At 62.3% G+C, this 16,646-nt stretch carries 17 protein-coding genes; 4 read left to right on the top strand and 13 right to left on the bottom strand.

Going from position 1 to position 16,646, the window contains the following annotated elements:
- Positions 1-100 precede the first annotated feature (100 nt).
- From IV098_RS05690 to IV098_RS05680, 3 genes are all read left to right on the top strand, one after another.
- The gene (locus IV098_RS05690) at positions 101-766 is read left to right on the top strand and encodes a hypothetical protein (protein ID WP_296886887.1); all 666 of its coding nucleotides are present in this window, start codon (positions 101-103) and stop codon (positions 764-766) included.
- A 132-nt stretch (positions 767-898) separates the two neighbouring features.
- Positions 899-1,093, top strand: coding sequence for a type II toxin-antitoxin system VapB family antitoxin (locus IV098_RS05685; protein ID WP_296886885.1), 195 nt, complete (start codon positions 899-901; stop codon positions 1,091-1,093).
- On the top strand, positions 1,090-1,488 hold the full coding sequence (locus IV098_RS05680) for a PIN domain nuclease (RefSeq protein ID WP_296886883.1): 399 nt from the start codon (positions 1,090-1,092) through the stop codon (positions 1,486-1,488). Before IV098_RS05685 ends, IV098_RS05680 begins: the two co-directional genes overlap by 4 nt.
- Positions 1,489-1,666: 178 nt before the next feature.
- On the opposite strand, the gene IV098_RS05675 is transcribed toward IV098_RS05680, so the two are convergent.
- The 3 genes from IV098_RS05675 to IV098_RS05665 are packed head-to-tail and all read right to left on the bottom strand — an operon-like array spanning position 1,667 to position 4,051.
- Positions 1,667-2,557, bottom strand: a complete 891-nt coding sequence (locus IV098_RS05675) for a pseudouridine synthase (protein WP_296886881.1) — start codon at positions 2,555-2,557, stop codon at positions 1,667-1,669.
- Positions 2,558-2,559: 2 nt separating this feature from the next.
- Complete coding sequence (gene scpB, locus IV098_RS05670; RefSeq protein ID WP_296886878.1) at positions 2,560-3,231, bottom strand: SMC-Scp complex subunit ScpB; 672 nt, start codon at positions 3,229-3,231, stop codon at positions 2,560-2,562.
- The gene (locus tag IV098_RS05665) at positions 3,212-4,051 is read right to left on the bottom strand and encodes a ScpA family protein (RefSeq protein WP_296886876.1); all 840 of its coding nucleotides are present in this window, start codon (positions 4,049-4,051) and stop codon (positions 3,212-3,214) included. Before IV098_RS05665 ends, scpB begins: the two co-directional genes overlap by 20 nt.
- A 164-nt stretch (positions 4,052-4,215) precedes the next feature.
- Between IV098_RS05665 and IV098_RS05660 the strand changes: the two genes are divergently transcribed.
- The gene (locus tag IV098_RS05660; protein WP_296886874.1) at positions 4,216-4,443 is read left to right on the top strand and encodes a hypothetical protein; all 228 of its coding nucleotides are present in this window, start codon (positions 4,216-4,218) and stop codon (positions 4,441-4,443) included.
- 6 nt (positions 4,444-4,449) lie between these two features.
- On the opposite strand, the gene lon is transcribed toward IV098_RS05660, so the two are convergent.
- The 10 genes from lon to motA all read right to left on the bottom strand — a co-directional run bounded on the left by lon (position 4,450) and on the right by motA (position 16,547).
- Complete coding sequence (lon, locus tag IV098_RS05655) at positions 4,450-6,846, bottom strand: endopeptidase La (protein WP_296886872.1); 2,397 nt, start codon at positions 6,844-6,846, stop codon at positions 4,450-4,452.
- Between the two features lie 64 nt (positions 6,847-6,910).
- Positions 6,911-7,708, bottom strand: coding sequence for a flagellar motor protein MotD (gene motD, locus IV098_RS05650; RefSeq protein ID WP_296886870.1), 798 nt, complete (start codon positions 7,706-7,708; stop codon positions 6,911-6,913).
- Positions 7,708-8,445, bottom strand: a complete 738-nt coding sequence (locus tag IV098_RS05645) for a flagellar motor protein (protein WP_296886868.1) — start codon at positions 8,443-8,445, stop codon at positions 7,708-7,710. Before IV098_RS05645 ends, motD begins: the two co-directional genes overlap by 1 nt.
- The gene (locus IV098_RS05640; RefSeq protein WP_296886866.1) at positions 8,427-9,158 is read right to left on the bottom strand and encodes an RNA polymerase sigma factor FliA; all 732 of its coding nucleotides are present in this window, start codon (positions 9,156-9,158) and stop codon (positions 8,427-8,429) included. Before IV098_RS05640 ends, IV098_RS05645 begins: the two co-directional genes overlap by 19 nt.
- Before the next feature lie 2 nt (positions 9,159-9,160).
- Entirely contained in the window at positions 9,161-10,066 is a 906-nt protein-coding gene (locus tag IV098_RS05635) for an AAA family ATPase (RefSeq protein ID WP_296886864.1), read from the bottom strand.
- Complete coding sequence (gene flhF / locus IV098_RS05630) at positions 10,059-11,342, bottom strand: flagellar biosynthesis protein FlhF (protein ID WP_296886862.1); 1,284 nt, start codon at positions 11,340-11,342, stop codon at positions 10,059-10,061. Before flhF ends, IV098_RS05635 begins: the two co-directional genes overlap by 8 nt.
- Positions 11,339-13,417, bottom strand: a complete 2,079-nt coding sequence (flhA, locus tag IV098_RS05625) for a flagellar biosynthesis protein FlhA (RefSeq protein WP_296886860.1) — start codon at positions 13,415-13,417, stop codon at positions 11,339-11,341. Before flhA ends, flhF begins: the two co-directional genes overlap by 4 nt.
- A complete protein-coding gene (gene flhB, locus IV098_RS05620; protein WP_296886858.1) occupies positions 13,414-14,556 on the bottom strand; it encodes a flagellar biosynthesis protein FlhB in 1,143 nt (380 codons plus the stop codon). Before flhB ends, flhA begins: the two co-directional genes overlap by 4 nt.
- A gap of 148 nt (positions 14,557-14,704) precedes the next feature.
- Positions 14,705-15,643 (bottom strand): flagellar motor protein MotB, encoded by a 939-nt coding sequence (motB, locus tag IV098_RS05615; protein ID WP_296886856.1) that lies wholly within the window; start codon positions 15,641-15,643, stop codon positions 14,705-14,707.
- 43 nt (positions 15,644-15,686) lie between these two features.
- Positions 15,687-16,547: a flagellar motor stator protein MotA gene (gene motA / locus IV098_RS05610; RefSeq protein ID WP_296886854.1), complete on the bottom strand. Its 861-nt coding sequence runs from the start codon at positions 16,545-16,547 to the stop codon at positions 15,687-15,689.
- Between the last annotated feature and the right edge of the window lie 99 nt (positions 16,548-16,646).

Genomic DNA, 16,646 nt, shown 5'->3' with positions numbered 1-16,646 from the left:
CGTAACAAGGCCGGCAATCGGCTGCGTCTATAATGTCCCGGCCACAACGGGGCCCAGGCTGGCCGCCCTGCATTCTTCCCCTCTGACACAGGAGCAAACCATGCAACAGCAACTCGATGTGTTCGTCGCTTCACTTACCTCTTTCTGGACCCAGCTGGCTGGCTTCGTGCCCCAGCTGATCGCCGCGCTGGTGTTGCTGTTTGTGGGCTGGCTGCTCGCCAATCTGGCAAAGACCGGCGTGATGAAGCTGCTCGACATGCTGAAATTCGACAGCCTGGCGGAGAAGACCGGCATCGAGGCCTTCCTCAAGCAAGGCAATCTCGATGTGTCGCTGTCGCGCCTGCTCGGCAAACTCACCTACTGGATCATCATCTTCGTGGTCATCGTCACCGTCGCCAACAGCCTCGGGCTGCACATGGTGGCCGAGCTGTTCAACAAGATCGTGCTCTACATCCCCAACATCATCGTCGCCATTCTGGTGCTGGTGTTCGGCACGCTGGTGGCGCGTTTCATCAACCGCCTGGTGTTCGCCTATCTCAACAACATGGGCGTGCAAGGCGCGCTCACCATCAGCACGCTGTCAGAATACGGCGTCATCATCTTCGTGGTGTTCGTCGCGCTGGAACAGCTGGCGATCGGCACCACCCTGCTGACCGCCGCCTTCCAGATCGGCTTCGGCGCGATCGGCCTGGCATTTGCGCTGGCGTTCGGGCTGGGCGGCCGCGAGTGGGCGGCGGGCGTGATCAAGAAACTGACCGAAAAATAAGCCCGTCCAACTCCAGACCATGGCCTGCGTCGTTATGTGCGCAGGCCTTTGCATTTCCGGGCTGGCCAGGAGGCTTGTTCAATCACTGAAGCCGGCCTACCATGTGCATAGATATTCGAAAGGATACACATCATGCGCACCAATATCGTGATCGACGACCAGCTCATGGAAAGCACCCTGCAGGCAACCGGATTGAAGACCAAGCGGGAAGCCGTGGAACTGGGACTGCGTACCCTGTTGCGGCTCAAGCAGCAAGAGGAGATCAAACGCTATCGTGGCAAGCTCGATTGGCAAGGCGATCTTGATGCCATGCGGATAGACAAGTGATTCTGGTCGATTCCAGCGTCTGGATAGACTATTTCAGGGGAACCGTGACGCCCCAGACAGACAAACTGGATTCGCTGCTTGGCATTGAGCCCATCGCAACGGGCAACCTCGTCTTGACCGAAGTGCTGCAGGGTTTTTCCAGCGACCGGGATTTCAAACAAGCCGAGAAGCTGATGACATCTCTGGTGATCGTGGACTTGGCGGGACAGGCAATGGCCATCCAGGCTGCAAAGAATTTTCGTACCTTGCGATCACTTGGGATAACCGTTCGCAAGACCATCGATACGGTGATTGCCACGCGCTGCATCGAGAGCGGGCTACCCCTTCTGTACAGCGACCGGGATTTTGATCCTTTTGTCGAACACCTCGGTCTACGTTCAGCGCTAGTGTCGTAAACCAGAAATATCAAAACATAAAACGGCGTCTTTTTCCGCATGGCGGCGTTGCTCGTCGTTGCCATAGAGCCAGCTATGTCGCCTCCTCGCGCCTTGCCCTGCGAAAAAATCCATCCGTTTTATTTGTTCCGCTATTTCCGGTTCACGACACTAGCCGAAAGCTGACCGGCACGCTGTTTCAGCGAATGCGCGGCTTGCGCGTGTGTTTGTCGGGCACGCCGCGCATCTGGCGGCGCGGGCTGGGCGCCATGCCGGCCCATTCGAGCACGCGGGCGACCAGTTCGTCGTCGATTTCCATTTTCTGTCCACGCCGCAATTGCGGGGGCAGTGCAATCGGGCCGAAGCGGACACGGGTGAGCCGCGACACGGTCAGGCCGAAATGCTCGAACAGGCGCCGCACTTCGCGCTTGCGGCCTTCCTTGATGATGACGCGATACCACTTGTTGACGCCTTCGCCACCGCCGGCAAAACAGCTTTCGACGTGCGCCGGGCCGTCGTCGAGTTCCACGCCGGCCATCAACTGCGCAATCATCTCTTCGGTCAGCTCGCCCAGTACCCGCACGGCGTATTCGCGCTCGACTTCGAAACGCGGGTGCATCAGGTTGTTGGCCAGCTCACCATTGGTGGTGAAAATCATCAGGCCGTCGGTGTTGTAGTCCAGCCGGCCGATCGCGATCCACTTGGCGCCGCGCAGTTTGGGCAGGGCGTCGAACACGGTGGCGCGCCCCTTGGGATCATCGCGGCTGACGATCTCGCCGTCCGACTTGTGATAAATCAGGATACGGGTGCGTTTCTCGTCAAAACGCAGATAAATGCGGCGGCCGCTGACCTTGACCACGTCGCGCGGGCCGACCTTGCTGCCAATGGTCGCGGTTTCGCCGTTGACCTGCACCCGGCCTTCGGCAATCCACTCTTCCATTTCGCGACGCGAGCCGACGCCGGCGGAGGCCAGGGCCTTTTGCAGCCGCTCGCTGCTGGCCTCGGGCGCGACGGCCTGCTGCAGGCGGCTCGCCGCCCGCCCCATGGGGGCATTCGGCGAACGGCGGATGGGGGATAAGGGGCGTGCCATATTCAGGGAGTCTCGATGACAGCGCAGGCAGTCTCGATTACTGCGCCAAATGTCTGGGGGGTGCCATTGTCCAGCAATTCGGCCCGTAATTCCGGAATCAATGCAGTTTCGTCCGGCGTCACCAGGGTGCCCAGCTCTTCCAGCGGCGGCAATTCGGACAGGGCGCGCAGGTTGAGGTCGCTCAGAAAGTGGTCGGTGGTGCCGAACAGCGTGGGCCGGCCGGGCACATCGCGGTGGCCGATGGGCTCGATCCAGCCACGTTCTTCCAGCGTCTTGATGATGTGGGGATTGACCGATACGCCGCGGATATCCTCGATGTCACCGCGCGTCACCGGCTGGCGGTAGGCGATGATGGCCAGCGTTTCCAGCACGGCGCGCGAATAACGCGGCGGTTTCTCGTTTTTCAGCCGCGCGATCCAGGTCTGCATTTCGGGGCGGGTCTGGAAACGCCAGCCGTCCGCCACCTGCACCAGTTCCACGCCGCGACCCTGCCAGTCGGCACGCAGGCCTTCGAGCGCCTGGCGCAAGGTATCGCCGGGCATGCCGGGGGCGGACTCGTCGGGCTCGAACATGCGCTTGAGCTCGTTCAGCGACAGCGGTTCCACCGCCACCAGCAACGCGGCTTCCAGCACGCGCTTCAAATCGTCGGGAGAATCATTCGGCTGCAGGTTCATGGATGCTGGTATGAAGCTTCACGTAAATGGGGGCGAAAGGCTCGGCCTGGGTGACATCGAGCAGGGTTTCCTTGGTCAGTTCCAGCACCGCCAGGAACGTGACCACAAGTTCATGTACGGTCGAAGACTCCGGAAACAAGTCCTTGAATTCCATGAACTCTCCGGGCGTCAACCGCTTCAGGATACGGCTCATGTGTTCGCGAATGGAGAGTTCCTGACGGCCGATGCGGTGATGGGTGCGGTTCTTGGCGCGCGACAGGATGGCCAACCAGGCGGCGGCGAGTTCTTCCGGATGGATGCTCGGCAGCTGCTTCGATACGGCGGGAATGAACACGCTGGCGGTATGGAAATCGCGCCCGGCCTGCGGCATGGCATCGACGTGCTGGCCGGCGAGCTTCATCTGCTCGTATTCGAGCAGGCGCCGCACCAGTTCGGCACGCGGGTCGTCGACCTCGTTCGCCTCCTCGGCCTGCTCGCGGCGCGGCAGCAGCATGCGCGACTTGATGTCGATCAGCATCGCGGCCATCAGCAGGTATTCGGCGGCGAGTTCGAGCCGGGTGGCGCGGGCGGCTTCCACGTAGGCCATGTATTGGCGGGTCAGCGCCGCCATCGGGATGTCCAGCACGTCCAGGTTCTGGCGGCGGATCAGGTAGAGCAGCAGGTCGAGCGGGCCCTCGAAGGCGTCGAGAAACACCGCCAGCGCGTCCGGCGGGATGTAGAGATCCTGCGGGAGGTCGGTAAACAGCTCGCCATGCACCTTGATAACAGGTACGGCGACTGTTTCGAGGAGCGCTGGATTCATCAGTTCGGCGGCGTTCATGCCGGCATTTTACCCGACTCGACGGTTTCCAAATCCCCGGTGTGGCGGCACGGCCTGTCCTTCAGTTTTTCTGATGCCAGCGCCATCAGATTTCGTGATTGGTTCCGGCAGCGTCGCACGCTAGGCTTAAAGCCGTTCGCTATTGGAGTCGAAAGGAGTGGACCATGTATATGACCGACGTCGTGCTGCATGTCGATGAAACACTGGACGCGCAGGGCAGGCATGCACTCGAGGATGAAATGCGCGGTATCGACGGCGTGATCTCACCGGGTTTCAGTCCGCGCACGCCCCACCTGATGATCGTGACCTATAACCCCGACCGTATTCCGACCGGGATGCTGCTGCATGAAGTGCAGCGCCGTGGCTATCACGCCCAGCATTGCGGCGGATAAACCGCCCTACCCTCGCCCTGCGGCTGCAGGCGTGCCGAACACCACCGCCGCTACGTCCTGATAGCGCTTGGCAAAGTGCACGGTCAGGCCTGCGCGGATGTGATCGGGCAGTTTGTCGAAATCGCGCCGGTTGGCGTCCGGCAGGATGAGCTCGGTGATGCCGACGCGGCGGGCCGCGATGACCTTCTCGCGGATACCGCCGACCGGCAGCACCTGGCCGGTAAGCGTGAGTTCGCCGGTCATCGCCAGCGGGCGGCTGATGCGGGCTTTCTTCGCCAGCGAAAGCAGCGCCGTCGCCATGGTGATCCCGGCGCTGGGGCCATCCTTGGGGGTGGCACCTTCCGGCACATGCAGGTGGATGAAGCTGCTGTCGAAGTACTTGTCATCGGCCGCAAAGGTTTTCAGGTTCGAAACCACGAAGCTGTAGGCGATCTCGGCTGATTCCTTCATCACGTCGCCGAGCTTGCCGGTCAGCTTGAAGCCGCGCGTCAGGCCATGGATGCGGCTGGCCTCGACCGGCAGCGTGGTGCCGCCCATGGCGGTCCACGCCAGACCGGTGACGATGCCGACACCGCTCATCGGCTTTTCGCGCGTGAACACCGGCTTGTCGAGGTAGGCCTCGACTTCCTTGATGCCGATTTTGATCGGCGTGGCCGCGCCGCCGAGGATTTTGACCACGGCCTTGCGCGCCACCCGCCCCAGCTGCTTCTCCAGATTGCGCACCCCAGCTTCGCGCGCGTAGCCGTCGATCACATGGCGCAGCGCGCCTTCGCTGATGGTGAGCTGGTTCTTCTTGAGGCCGGCGCGGGTCAGCACGCGCGGCCACAGGTGGTGCTTGGCGATGGCGATTTTTTCTTCGGTGATGTAGCCCGACAGGCGGATGACTTCCATCCGGTCGAGCAGCGCCGAGGGGATGGTGAAACCGTTCGCGGTGCAGATGAACAGCGCCTTGGACAAGTCGAAGCGGACGTCGAGATAGTGGTCGAGGAAATCGGCGTTCTGCTCGGGATCGAGCACTTCCAGCAGCGCCGAGGCCGGGTCGCCCTGGTAGTTGGCGCCGATCTTGTCGATTTCGTCGAGCATGATGACCGGGTTGGCCGAGCCGACTTCTTTCAGTGCCTGCACGAACTTGCCCGGCATGGCGCCAATGTAGGTGCGACGGTGGCCTTTGATTTCGGCTTCGTCGCGCATGCCGCCGACCGAGAAGCGGTAGAACTTGCGTCCCAGGGTTTCGGCGATGGATTTGCCGATCGAGGTCTTGCCGACGCCGGGCGGGCCGATCAGCAGCAGGATCGATCCCGCCATTTCGCCGCGCATCGCGCCCACCGCGAGGAATTCGATGATGCGGTCCTTGACGTCGTCGAGGCCATCGTGGTCGCGGTCGAGGATCTTGCGCGCATAGTCGAGATCGATCTTGTCCTGGGTGTGCACGCCCCACGGCAGCACGGTCAGCCAGTCGAGATAGTTGCGGGTGACGCTGTATTCGGGCGAGCCGGTTTCCAGCAGCGCCAGCTTGTGCATTTCCTCGTCGATGCGCTTTCTGGCCGCCTCGGGCAGGCTCAGTTTGGCGATGCGTTCATTGAAGGTGTCGAGCTCGGCGGTCTTGTCGTCCTTGGCGATGCCCAGTTCCTTCTGGATCGCCTTGAGCTGCTGGCGCAGGAAAAACTCGCGCTGCTGCTCGGTCATCTTCTCGTCGACCTTGTCGCGGATGTCCGATTGCAGACGCGCCACGTCGAGCTCTTTCTTCAACAGCACCAGCACTTTTTCCATGCGCTTTTTCAGCGCGAAGGCTTCCAGCACGTCCTGCAAGGCCTGCTTCGATGCGGTGGTGAGGCTGGCGGCAAAGTCGGTCAGCTGCGACGGTTCGTTCGGCCCGAAGCGGTTGAGAAAGAACTTCAACTCTTCAGAGTAAAGCGGATTAAGCGGCAGCAAGTCCTTGATCGTATTGATGATCGCAATGGAATAGGCGCGGATTTCCTCGGACTCCGGCTTGCCGGTTTCGTTCGGATAATCGACCCGCACCTTGAACGGCGCCGTCTCGGACAGCCATTCGACAATGCGGAAACGGCGGCGGCCTTCGGCGATGAACTGCATCTTGCCGTCGGAGCGAACCGGGTGATGGATGCGCACCAGGGTACCGATATTGCGGAAATCCACGCGCTTCACTTCGTCGGTGTTGTCGGGCTTAACCACCACCAGCCCCACCATGTGGTGGCTGGATTCGCCGATGGCCTCGACCGTGGTCAGCCATGGCGCTTCGTTCATCAGCAGCGGCATGGTTTGCGCGGGGAAAAAGGGCTTTTCGGTCAGCGGCAGCAGGTACAGCTCGTTCGGCAACAGCGGATCGACCGGCAGTTGCAGCTCGACTGAAGGCTCGCCTTCGGGCGCAGCGGAATGGGGCATGAGGTCTTGATTCTCGTTGGATTCGGACAGCCGAACCCGAAGTATCGGGCTTATCGGCGGGTTTTCAAGGCCGGATCGGGCTTGCAGTCTTGGCCGCGGGCTGCGCAAGCGGGATTTCTTCCACGGTATCCGGCAAGCTGGAGAGCACCATCAATTCGACGCGGCGGTTGCGCGCCCGCCCATCTTCGGTGTCGTTGGAGGCGATCGGCTTGCTCGCCTCGCTGCCGATCGCCAGCAGGCGCTCCGAATCGATACCGTTGGCCGCCAGCAGGCGCACCACGCTGGTGGCGCGCATCGCGGAAAGCTCCCAGTTCGAGGCAAAGGTCGAATTGCTGATCTGTACGTTGTCGGTGTGGCCGGTAACTTCGAGCTTGAACGGTTCGTTCTTCAAGGCCGCGGCCACGGCTTGCAGCACTTGCAGCGAATGCGGATGCAATTGTGCCTGCCCCGGCTCGAACAGGACATTGGCGTTGATTTCGATGCTGATGCCGCGCCGGCTCTGCGTGACCTTGACCTTGCCCTCCTTCACCAGCGGTCCCATGGCCGCCAGCAGCGTGCTCGCCACATCGGTCATGTGCGTCTGTTCTTCAAAGCGTTGCTGTTGTTTGAGGGTGCGCTGTTTGACCTCGGGTGGCAGTTTGACGGTCGGCAACTCCGGCACGCTGGCGTCTTCGCCAGTGGGCGCCTTGCCGAAGGCGTCGCCCAGCGAATGGGCGAGCACCCGGTATTTGCCTTCGTTGACGGCGGAAATGGCGTACATCACCACGAAAAAGGCAAACAGCAGGGTGATGAAGTCGGCGTAGGAAATCAGCCAGCGGTCGTGGTTTTCATGGTCGTAATTGATCCGCCGCTGCTTGCGCATCAAAGATAGCCTTTCAGGCGCGCTTCGATGATGCGCGGGTTGTCGCCGTGCGCGATACCGATGAGGCCGTCGCAAACGATCTCGCGCTCGGTGACGCGGCGCGCGATGGTGAACTTGATCCGGTTGGCGATCGGCAGGAAGACCAGGTTGGCCAGCCCCACACCGTAGATGGTGGCGACGAAGGCGACCGCGATGCCCGCCCCCAGCCGGCTCGGGTCGGACAGGTTTTCCATGACGTGGATCAGGCCGATCACCGCGCCCAGAATCCCCAGGGTCGGCGCATAACCGCCGGCGGATTCCCACACCCGCGCGGCCTGACGCTCGGTCGTTTCAAACTGGTTGATCTGCACCTCGAGGGTTTCGCGCAGCTTGTCGGCGTCCGCGCCATCCACCAGCAACTGCAGGGCGCCTTTCTGGAACGGGTCATGGGTCATGTTGACATGCCGCTCCAGCGCCAGCACGCCCTCTTTGCGCGTGGCGCCGGACCACAGAACAATCCGGCGGATCAGCGCCGGGGCATCGGATTCGGGCGGACGGAACACCCACTTGGACATGCGCATGCCTTGCAGGAAAACCGGCAGGGGAAAATGCAGCAGCACCGCCGCCAGGGTGCCGAGGACGACGATCACGAAGGCTGCCGGTTGCAGGAACAGGCCGATATGCCCGCCTTCCATCGCCTGGCCGCCGAGTATGGCGACCAGTCCCAGGCCGAGGCCAATCAGACTGCCACGATCCATGCATCCTCCTTGAGTTTGGTGCGAATACGCGCGATCGCCTGGCCGTGCAGCTGGCAGATGCGCGATTCGGTGACGCCGAAGACTTCGCTGATTTCACGCAGGTTGAGTTCCTGTTCGTAATACAGCGACATCAGCAGTTGCTCGCGCTCGGGCAACGCTTCGATGCCGCGGATGATGCAGGCGCGCAAGTTGGCGTCGAGCAGCTGGGGCAAGGGCATGCTGGCTTCGTCTGCCGATTGCTTGTCGAGAAAGGAATCATCCTCGTCGCTGTCGCCGAAATCCTCGAAATACAGCAGCTGATGGCCGCGCGCGTCGCCCAGCATGTCCTGATATTCGGCCAGCGGAATTTTCATCGACTCGGCAATTTCGGTTTCGCTGGGTTGCCGGCCGAGCTTGTGCTGCAAGGCGCCGATGGCCGCCTCGATCTTGCGCATCGACTGCCGGGCGGTGCGCGGCATCCAGTCGGAATGGCGCAGCTCGTCGATCATCGAGCCGCGGATGCGCTGGATGGCGTAGGCCTCGAACTGCGCGCTCTGGGCGTCGTCGTAGCGGCTGATGGCGTCGAGCAGGCCGATCATCCCGGCCTGCACCAGGTCGTCCTCCTCCACGCTGGGCGGCAGCCGGCCCATCATGTGATGCGCCAGCCGCTTGACCATCGGCATGTAGTGCGTCAGCAGTTCGCTTTTTTCGCTTTTTCCGCTCGCGGTGTACACCCTTATCCCCTTCTATAGGCTTCCATCAGACGACCGCCTTCGATCACGCGCTGCATGAAACCGCCGAGGTTGCCGAGGCTGGGGGGCTGCGGCCAGCGCAGCAGACCATCCGCCAGCTTGCGGAACTGCGAGGTTGATTGCGCGACCGGGAAGGCATCCACCACCGAGGTACGCAAGCGGTTGGCGCGGTTGAGGCGCTCGTCCAACGGAATATAGCCGAGGTAGTCCACCGACACACTCAAATAGCGTTCGGCTGTCTGCGCAAAATTGCGCGCCACCGCTTGCGCCTGTTCGGGCGATTCGATGCGGTTGAGCAGCAGACGGAACTGGCGCTTGCCGAAATTTTGCGACAGGCGTTTCACCAGCGTGTAGGCCTGCGTGATCGCGGTGTTGCCCGGCGGCAGCACCACCATGATTTCGGAGGCGGCCAGACCGAGCGGCAGCGCGTCGGGATCGGTGGCCTCTTCCATGTCGACCAGTACCACGTCGACGCCGCACTGCAGCTGGTTGAAGCTTTGCGCCAGCCATTCCTGATCGCGTTCGGACAGGCGGCCAAGGCGGCTGAAGCCACCGCCGATCGGCAGCACCTGCACGTTGTCGGGGCCGGTGAGAATCAGCGCGTCGAGGGTGCAGCGCCCGGCCAGCACGTCCATCACGTCGTGACGCGGCGTCAGTCCGAGCGCGGCGGCGGCGCCCTGCCCCTTGTGGCTCTGGTCGATGATTAGCACGTCGCGTCCGCCGCGCGCCAGCGCGACAGCCAGATTGGCGGTCGCGGCGGTCTTGCCCGCGCCCTGCTGCCCCGACATCACGGTTATCACCTGAAACCCGGCCTGCTGGCCCAGTCCAAGCAGGCTGCGCAGCCCGGCGGCCTGATCGCTGTTGAACTTGTCGCCTTTGAGCTCAGCCATGGGACACCGCGCTTTCGCGATGCTGGGTCGGCTGGCCGCTCAGGGCGAATGCGAGTTCGCTGTCGTCGAGCTGCCACGGCGAAGACAGGGTTCGCGTCTTGAACGCTCGATGGATCAGGTATTGGCGGTTGGCCAGATGCAGGTCTTCGGGCACGCGCTGGCCGGTCGCCAGGTAGTGCACATTGAGCTGGTGACGGATCGCGCAGTCGAGCGCGGGGCCGAGGCTGGCGGCTTCGTCGACTTTCGACAGGATGCAGCCGTCGAGCCCGCGCGACTGGTAGGCGCGCACCACTTCGTCCAGCGTATCGCCGTGGCTGGTGGCGTTGAGCAGCAGCAGGCGCTTGATCGGGTGCTCGGCCTGGCACAGCATTTCGACCTGTTCGGCCACCGCCTGATCGCGCTGGCTCATGCCGACGGTGTCGATCAGTACGGTGTGCTTGTTGCGCAATTCTTTCAGCGCAATGCGCAGGTCGGCGGCGTCGCGCACCGCGTGCACGGTGACGCCGAGGATCTTGCCGTAGATGCGCAACTGCTCGTGACCGCCGATCCGGTAGCTGTCGGTGGTAAGCAGCGCCAACTTGCCGGCGCCGTGGCGGACCACAAAACGTGCGGCCAGCTTGGCGGTGGTGGTGGTCTTGCCGGAGCCGGTCGGGCCCATCAGGGCGAACACGCCGCCAGCGTCGAGCATGTCGGTTTCGTTCTGCATCACCTGCAGGCGCTTCATCAGCGTGTTGCGCATCCACACCTGCGCCTGCTCGGCATCGCTGCGTTCCTCGCCGCGCGGCAGGCTGTCCAGCAGTTCGCGCGCCAGGGTGGCGCTGAAGCCCGCCGCCAGCATGTCGCGCATCAGAGTGGCGCCCGAGGGGTCGCGTCCGGGCAGGTCGCGCCAGGCCAGATCGGCCAGCTGGTTTTCCAGCCGCGACTGCATCATCTTGATTTCGCTGATCACGCTCTTGGCCAGCTGGGCGCCGTCCTGGCTCGGCAGGGCAACCCGTTCCACCAGACGGCGCTTGAACGTCACCTCCGGCAACGGTTCGCTCTGCACGTCGGCCACAGCTTCGCGTGGACGTTGCGCCGCAGCGGGCGTCGCAGTGGCGGTAGGCATATCCACCACCGGCGGCGCCATCGCAGCGATGTCTTCAGCCGGAATCGCCAGCACCTCGACCCCGCCATCGACGGCGCGGTTCGACAGGATGACGGCATCAGGCCCGAGGACTTCGCGCAACTGGCGCATGGCCTCACGGGATGTTTTGGCGACGATACGTTTGACGTTCATGCTGCTCCTCCTACAAGGGAAGTGACTTTGATGTGTTTGCCTTCGGGTACTTCAGCGTGCGAAAGCACTTTGAGTTGCGGCACGGTGCGCCGCAGAAAACGTGCAAGCAAGGGACGCAGGGCAACCGGCGTCAGCAATACGGGGGGATGGCCCAGCGCTTCCTGGCGCTGGGTTGAGGTCTGGGTGCGTTCCAGCAGGGCATCGGCGAGGCCGGGCTCCATCGCGGCGGCGTCGCTGCCGGCCTGCAGGGTCTGCATCAACAGCCGCTCCAGGTTCTGGTCGAGCGCGATCACCGGCAGCTCGCCGACCGAACCGTAAATCTGCTGCACGATGGAACGCCCGAGCGCCACCCGCACCAGCGCGGTGAGCTCGCCCGGATCCTGCACGCGCGGCGCTTCTTCGAGCAGGGTGTCGATGATGCTGCGCATGTCGCGGATGGCCACGCCTTCGATCAGCAGGTTTTGCAGCACTTTCTGCACGATGGAAATCGACAACAGCTTGGGCACCAGGTCTTCCACCAGTTTGGGCGCGCTCTTGCCCAGATGGTCGAGCAGTGCCTGCGTTTCCTGGCGTCCCAGCAGTTCGGCCGCATGCTGCGTTACCAGATGGTTCAGGTGGGTGGCGATCACGGTACCGGGATCGACCACGGTATAGCCCATGGCCTGCGCCTGGTCGCGCAACTCGCCGTCGATCCACACCGCAGGCAGGCCGAACGCGGGGTCGCGCGTGGCCACACCCGGCAGGGTCGCCGTGATGTTGCCCGGATCGATCGCCAGGAACTGGCCGGTACGCACTTCGCCGCTACCGATTTCCACGCCCTTGAGTGTGATGCGATAGCTGTTCGGATTGATTTCGAGGTTGTCGCGGATATGCACGGCGGGCGGCAGGAAGCCGATTTCGCGGGCGAACTTCTTGCGGATGCCCTTGATGCGGCGCACCAGTTCGCCGTCGGCGGCGGCGTCGACCAGCGGGATCAGGCGGTAGCCGACTTCCAGCCCCAGCGTGTCGATGGGAGCGACGTCTTCCCAGCTGGCTTCCTGGCTTTCGACCATGGCGGTCGGGGCCGAAGGCACTTCCTCCGGCACAGCCTGCTTGGCCTTGCTGCTCTTGTTGGCGAGCCAGACCATGCCGCCGGCCAGCAGCAGGAAGGCGAAATTCGGCATGCCCGGGATCATGCCCATCATGCCCAGAATCGCGGCGGTGATGTAGAGCGCCTGGGGTTTGCTGAAAACATTGGACATCACCTGGCCGGCGATGTCTTCTTCGGTGCTGACACGGCTGACGATGAGGCCGGCTGCGATCGAAATCACCAGCGCCGGAATCTGCGCCACCAGGCCGTCGCCAATCGCCAGCAAGGTGTAGTTGCGGGCGGCGTCGGCCAGCGACATGTCGTGTTCCATCAGGCCGATGATGAGGCCGCCGATGATGTTGATCAGCAGGATCAGGATGCCGGCGATGGCGTCGCCACGCACAAATTTCGAGGCACCGTCCATCGATCCGTAAAAGTCGGCTTCCTGCGCGACTTCGGCGCGACGGCGGCGTGCTTCGTCCTCGTTGATCAGGCCGGCGTTGAGGTCGGCATCGATGGCCATCTGCTTGCCGGGCATCGCATCCAGGGTGAAGCGTGCGCTGACCTCGGCGATACGGCCGGCGCCCTTGGTGATCACGATGAAGTTGATCACCACCAGAATCACGAACACGATGATACCGACCGTGTAATCGCCGCCGACCAGGAAATGGCCGAAGGCTTCGATCACCTTGCCCGCTGCGTCCGGGCCAGTGTGGCCTTCCAGCAGCACGACGCGGGTCGATGCCACGTTGAGCGACAAACGCATCAGGGTGGACAGAAGCAGCACCGTGGGGAAGGCAGCGAAGTCGAGCGCCTTTTTGGTGGACAGGCTGACCAGCAACACCATGATCGACAGCGCGATGTTGAAGGTGAACAGGATATCCAGCAGGAAGGTGGGCAACGGCAGCACCAGCATCGCCAGAATCAGGATGATGAAAATCGGTGCGGCCATCGATTTCAGGTTCATCGCCGCGAACGTTTTGGAGAAATTCAGCGTGCCATTCATGGGGTGGCCTGCAAGGGATCAAGTTCGGGGGGAACCGGCAAGGCGGTCGGCGCATTCGGGTAAACCCCGCCCACCTGCTGGTAGTGACGCAACTGGAACACGTAGGCCAGCACTTCGGCCACGGCGGTGTACAGCGTGGCGGGAATTTCATCGCCAAGCTCGGTGTGGCGGAACAATGCGCGGGCCAGCGGTGGCGCTTCCAGCAGCGGCACCCTGTTTTCGGCGGCCAGCTCGCGGATTTTGGCGGCTACGGCGTCGGCCCCCTTCGCCACCACGCGCGGTGCGCCCATCTTGCCTTCGGTGTATTTCAATGCGACGGCGTAATGAGTCGGGTTGGTCACCACCACATCGGCGGTCGGCACTTCGCTCATCATGCGGCGGCGCGACATTTCGCGCTGCTGCGCACGGATGCGCGCCTTGAGGTGCGGGTCGCCTTCCGATTCCTTGGCTTCCTGACGCAGTTCCTCTTTGGTCATCTTCAGCTTGTGGTAGTGATGCCAGAGCTGATACGGCAGATCCAGCGCCACAATCAAAATCATGGCGCCCGAGGCCAGCAGGAACACCTTGCCGATCAGGTCGCCCATGTGCCGGATGGCGGTAGAAGGCGTTTCCAGGCTGAGCGAAAAAATGGCGTCGATATTGGACCAGATCAGCCAGGTCGCCACCACACCTAGCAGGCCCACCTTGGCCAGCGATTTGACCAGCTCGATCAGGCCTTGTGACGACAGAATGCGCTTGATACCCGAGATCGGATTCAAGCGGTTGAATTTCGGCGCAAGCGCCTTGGCGCTGAACAGCCAGCCATGCGTCATGAAAGGCGCAGCCAGCGTAGCGATCACGACCACGGCCAGAAACGGCGCGAGGGCCAGCGCCGCCTCAACCACCTGACTCGAAAACTGGTTCATCACCTGCGCACTGTCGCGTGCAATGGCCGGTTCGAACTGCAGGCCGCCGCGCACGATTCCGGACAGCGTCTGGCCCATGCCGCTGGCCATCATCCACATCGCTGAACCGCCCGCCATCAGAACGACAAACGTAGCCAGTTCACGCGACTGCGGCACCTGGCCTTCTTCGCGTGCTTTGTCCAGTCGTTGTTGCGACGGGGCTTCGGTCTTTTCCTGATCGCTTTCTTCAGCCATCCCTGATTCACCTGTTGAGGGCGCCCGCCACACGAATCAAATCGAGGCGGGCTTTCTTAGACTGGATTATTGGCCATGCCGGGGCCGGGCGATCAGGGGAATAGAGCGGGTTTTGTACTGCTATTTGGCGCCAGACGGCGCCGGCGGCTCATTGAGCCGGGGTGGCGGCGTGTGCCTGGGTAACGGAGTCGCGCACGGCAGCTTCGTCGGCGATGCTGACGCCGCTGGCTTCCTTGGTGACCGCGTCTTCGGTGCGCTTGTTCATGACGATGATGCTGATGCGACGATTGACCGGGTCAAAGGGTTCAGCCTGGTTGAATGCAACTGACGAAGCGAGGCCGACCACTCGCAGCATCTTGGCTTCATCCATGCCGCCCGCAACCAGTTCACGTCGCGAAGCGTTGGCACGATCGGCCGACAGTTCCCAGTTGCTGTAACCGCGACCCTGATTCGAATACGGCGTGGCATCGGTATGGCCCGACAGGCTGATGCGGTTCTGCACATCGTTCAGCACCTTGCCGATCTCGCGCAGGATGATCTTGGTATAAGGCTGCAATTCAGCGCCTGCCAAGTTGAACATCGGCCGGTTCTGTTCGTCGACGATCTGGATGCGCAGGCCTTCGGTCGTGATGTCGAGCAGGAGCTGGCGCTTGAACTGCTTGAGCGTGGGGTTGGCGTCGATTTCCGCTTCCAGCCGCCCTTTCAGCATTTTGAGCTTCTCGGCCTCGACCCGCTCCAGCTCGGCCTTGGCGGCCTCCAGGTTGTAGGACTTTTTCTTGGTGTCGGCTTCGCCATCCTTGACCTGCCCGGTCTTGCGCGACAGGTCCTGACCACCGCCCTTGATCACGCTCGAACTATCACCGCTGCCCGAACCGCCCTGCATGGCGACTTTAAGCGGCGTCTTGAAATATTCGGCAATGCCGTTGAGATCGCCCTTCGCGGTCGAACCCAGCAGCCACATCAGCAAAAAGAAAGCCATCATCGCCGTCACGAAGTCGGCATAGGCGATCTTCCACGCCCCCCCATGGTGGCCGCCGGACACCTTCTTGATGCGCTTGACGATGATGGGCGCTTTTTGTTCGCTCATTGATGCACTTCAGCTCTGGGAAAACTCAAATTGGCGAAAAAAATCAGCGCGACTTGGCGCCCTTGACGTGCTCTTCCAGCTCGCTGAAAGAAGGGCGCTCGGTCGAGAACAGTACCTTACGGCCAAACTCGACCGCAATCGCCGGTGCATAACCATTGATGCTGGCCAGCAGGGTGACCTTGACGGTCTGGAACATCTTGGTCGACTCGTGCAGCTTCTGCTCGAGCAAACCCGACAGCGGGCCGACAAAACCATACGCCAGCAGAATACCAAGGAAGGTGCCGACCAGCGCGTGAGCGATCAGGATGCCCAGCTCGGCCGGCGGCAAGCTCACCGATTCCATGGTGTGCACCACGCCCATCACCGCAGCCACGATGCCGAACGCGGGTAAGCCGTCGCCGAGCTTGGCCACGACGTGCGCCGGCACCTCCCCTTCGTGATGGTGGGTTTCGATTTCGTTGTCCATCAGGTTTTCGATTTCGAAGGCATTCATACTGCCGCTCACCATCAGGCGCAGATAGTCGGTGAGGAATTCAACAATGTGATGGTCGGCCATGATGGTGGGGTATTTGGAAAACAGCGGGCTGTTCTCCGGCGAGTCCACATCGCTTTCCACCGACATCAGGCCTTCCTTGCGGATCTTGGTCAGCAGCTCGTACAGCAGCGCAAGCATGTCCATGTACATGGCCTTGGTGTACTTCGATCCCTTGAACACCGTCGGCAAGGCCTTCAGGGTTGCCTTGATGGCCTTGGCATTGTTGCCCACCATGAATGCACCACCCGCGCCGCCGCCGATCATCAGCAGTTCCAGCGGCTGAAACAATGCGGCCAGGTGTCCACCGGCCAGTGCAAAGCCACCGAACACAGAAACCACGACAACAACATATCCAACTATGACTAGCACGAGCGTCCATCCCTTTTGGTTGTCTCACCGACGGTGGGCAGCGACTTGATTAACCCTGATCCCACGTATGAGATTTCGACAGGATCGGCCGAAACTTGA

Source organism: Thiobacillus sp. (assembly GCF_018780105.1).
Taxonomy (GTDB): Bacteria; Pseudomonadota; Gammaproteobacteria; order Burkholderiales; family Thiobacillaceae; genus Thiobacillus.
The sequence above is the reverse complement of the archived record's forward strand: the minus strand, read 5'-3'. Positions and strand labels throughout refer to the sequence as shown.

What these genes read in the sequence shown, in the direction of transcription:
- IV098_RS05635 (WP_296886864.1), bottom strand. Translation starts at nt 10,066, where the DNA reads ATGGCTGAGCTCAAAGGCGACAAGTTCAACAGCGATCAGGCCGCCGGG.
- motB (WP_296886856.1), bottom strand. Translation starts at nt 15,643, where the DNA reads ATGAGCGAACAAAAAGCGCCCATCATCGTCAAGCGCATCAAGAAGGTG.
- IV098_RS05690 (WP_296886887.1), top strand. Translation starts at nt 101, where the DNA reads ATGCAACAGCAACTCGATGTGTTCGTCGCTTCACTTACCTCTTTCTGG.
- motD (WP_296886870.1), bottom strand. Translation starts at nt 7,708, where the DNA reads ATGCGCAAGCAGCGGCGGATCAATTACGACCATGAAAACCACGACCGC.
- flhF (WP_296886862.1), bottom strand. Translation starts at nt 11,342, where the DNA reads ATGAACGTCAAACGTATCGTCGCCAAAACATCCCGTGAGGCCATGCGC.
- scpB (WP_296886878.1), bottom strand. Translation starts at nt 3,231, where the DNA reads ATGAACCTGCAGCCGAATGATTCTCCCGACGATTTGAAGCGCGTGCTG.
- IV098_RS05645 (WP_296886868.1), bottom strand. Translation starts at nt 8,445, where the DNA reads ATGGATCGTGGCAGTCTGATTGGCCTCGGCCTGGGACTGGTCGCCATA.
- IV098_RS05660 (WP_296886874.1), top strand. Translation starts at nt 4,216, where the DNA reads ATGTATATGACCGACGTCGTGCTGCATGTCGATGAAACACTGGACGCG.
- flhB (WP_296886858.1), bottom strand. Translation starts at nt 14,556, where the DNA reads ATGGCTGAAGAAAGCGATCAGGAAAAGACCGAAGCCCCGTCGCAACAA.
- IV098_RS05665 (WP_296886876.1), bottom strand. Translation starts at nt 4,051, where the DNA reads ATGAACGCCGCCGAACTGATGAATCCAGCGCTCCTCGAAACAGTCGCC.
- IV098_RS05675 (WP_296886881.1), bottom strand. Translation starts at nt 2,557, where the DNA reads ATGGCACGCCCCTTATCCCCCATCCGCCGTTCGCCGAATGCCCCCATG.
- flhA (WP_296886860.1), bottom strand. Translation starts at nt 13,417, where the DNA reads ATGAATGGCACGCTGAATTTCTCCAAAACGTTCGCGGCGATGAACCTG.
- IV098_RS05685 (WP_296886885.1), top strand. Translation starts at nt 899, where the DNA reads ATGCGCACCAATATCGTGATCGACGACCAGCTCATGGAAAGCACCCTG.
- lon (WP_296886872.1), bottom strand. Translation starts at nt 6,846, where the DNA reads ATGCCCCATTCCGCTGCGCCCGAAGGCGAGCCTTCAGTCGAGCTGCAA.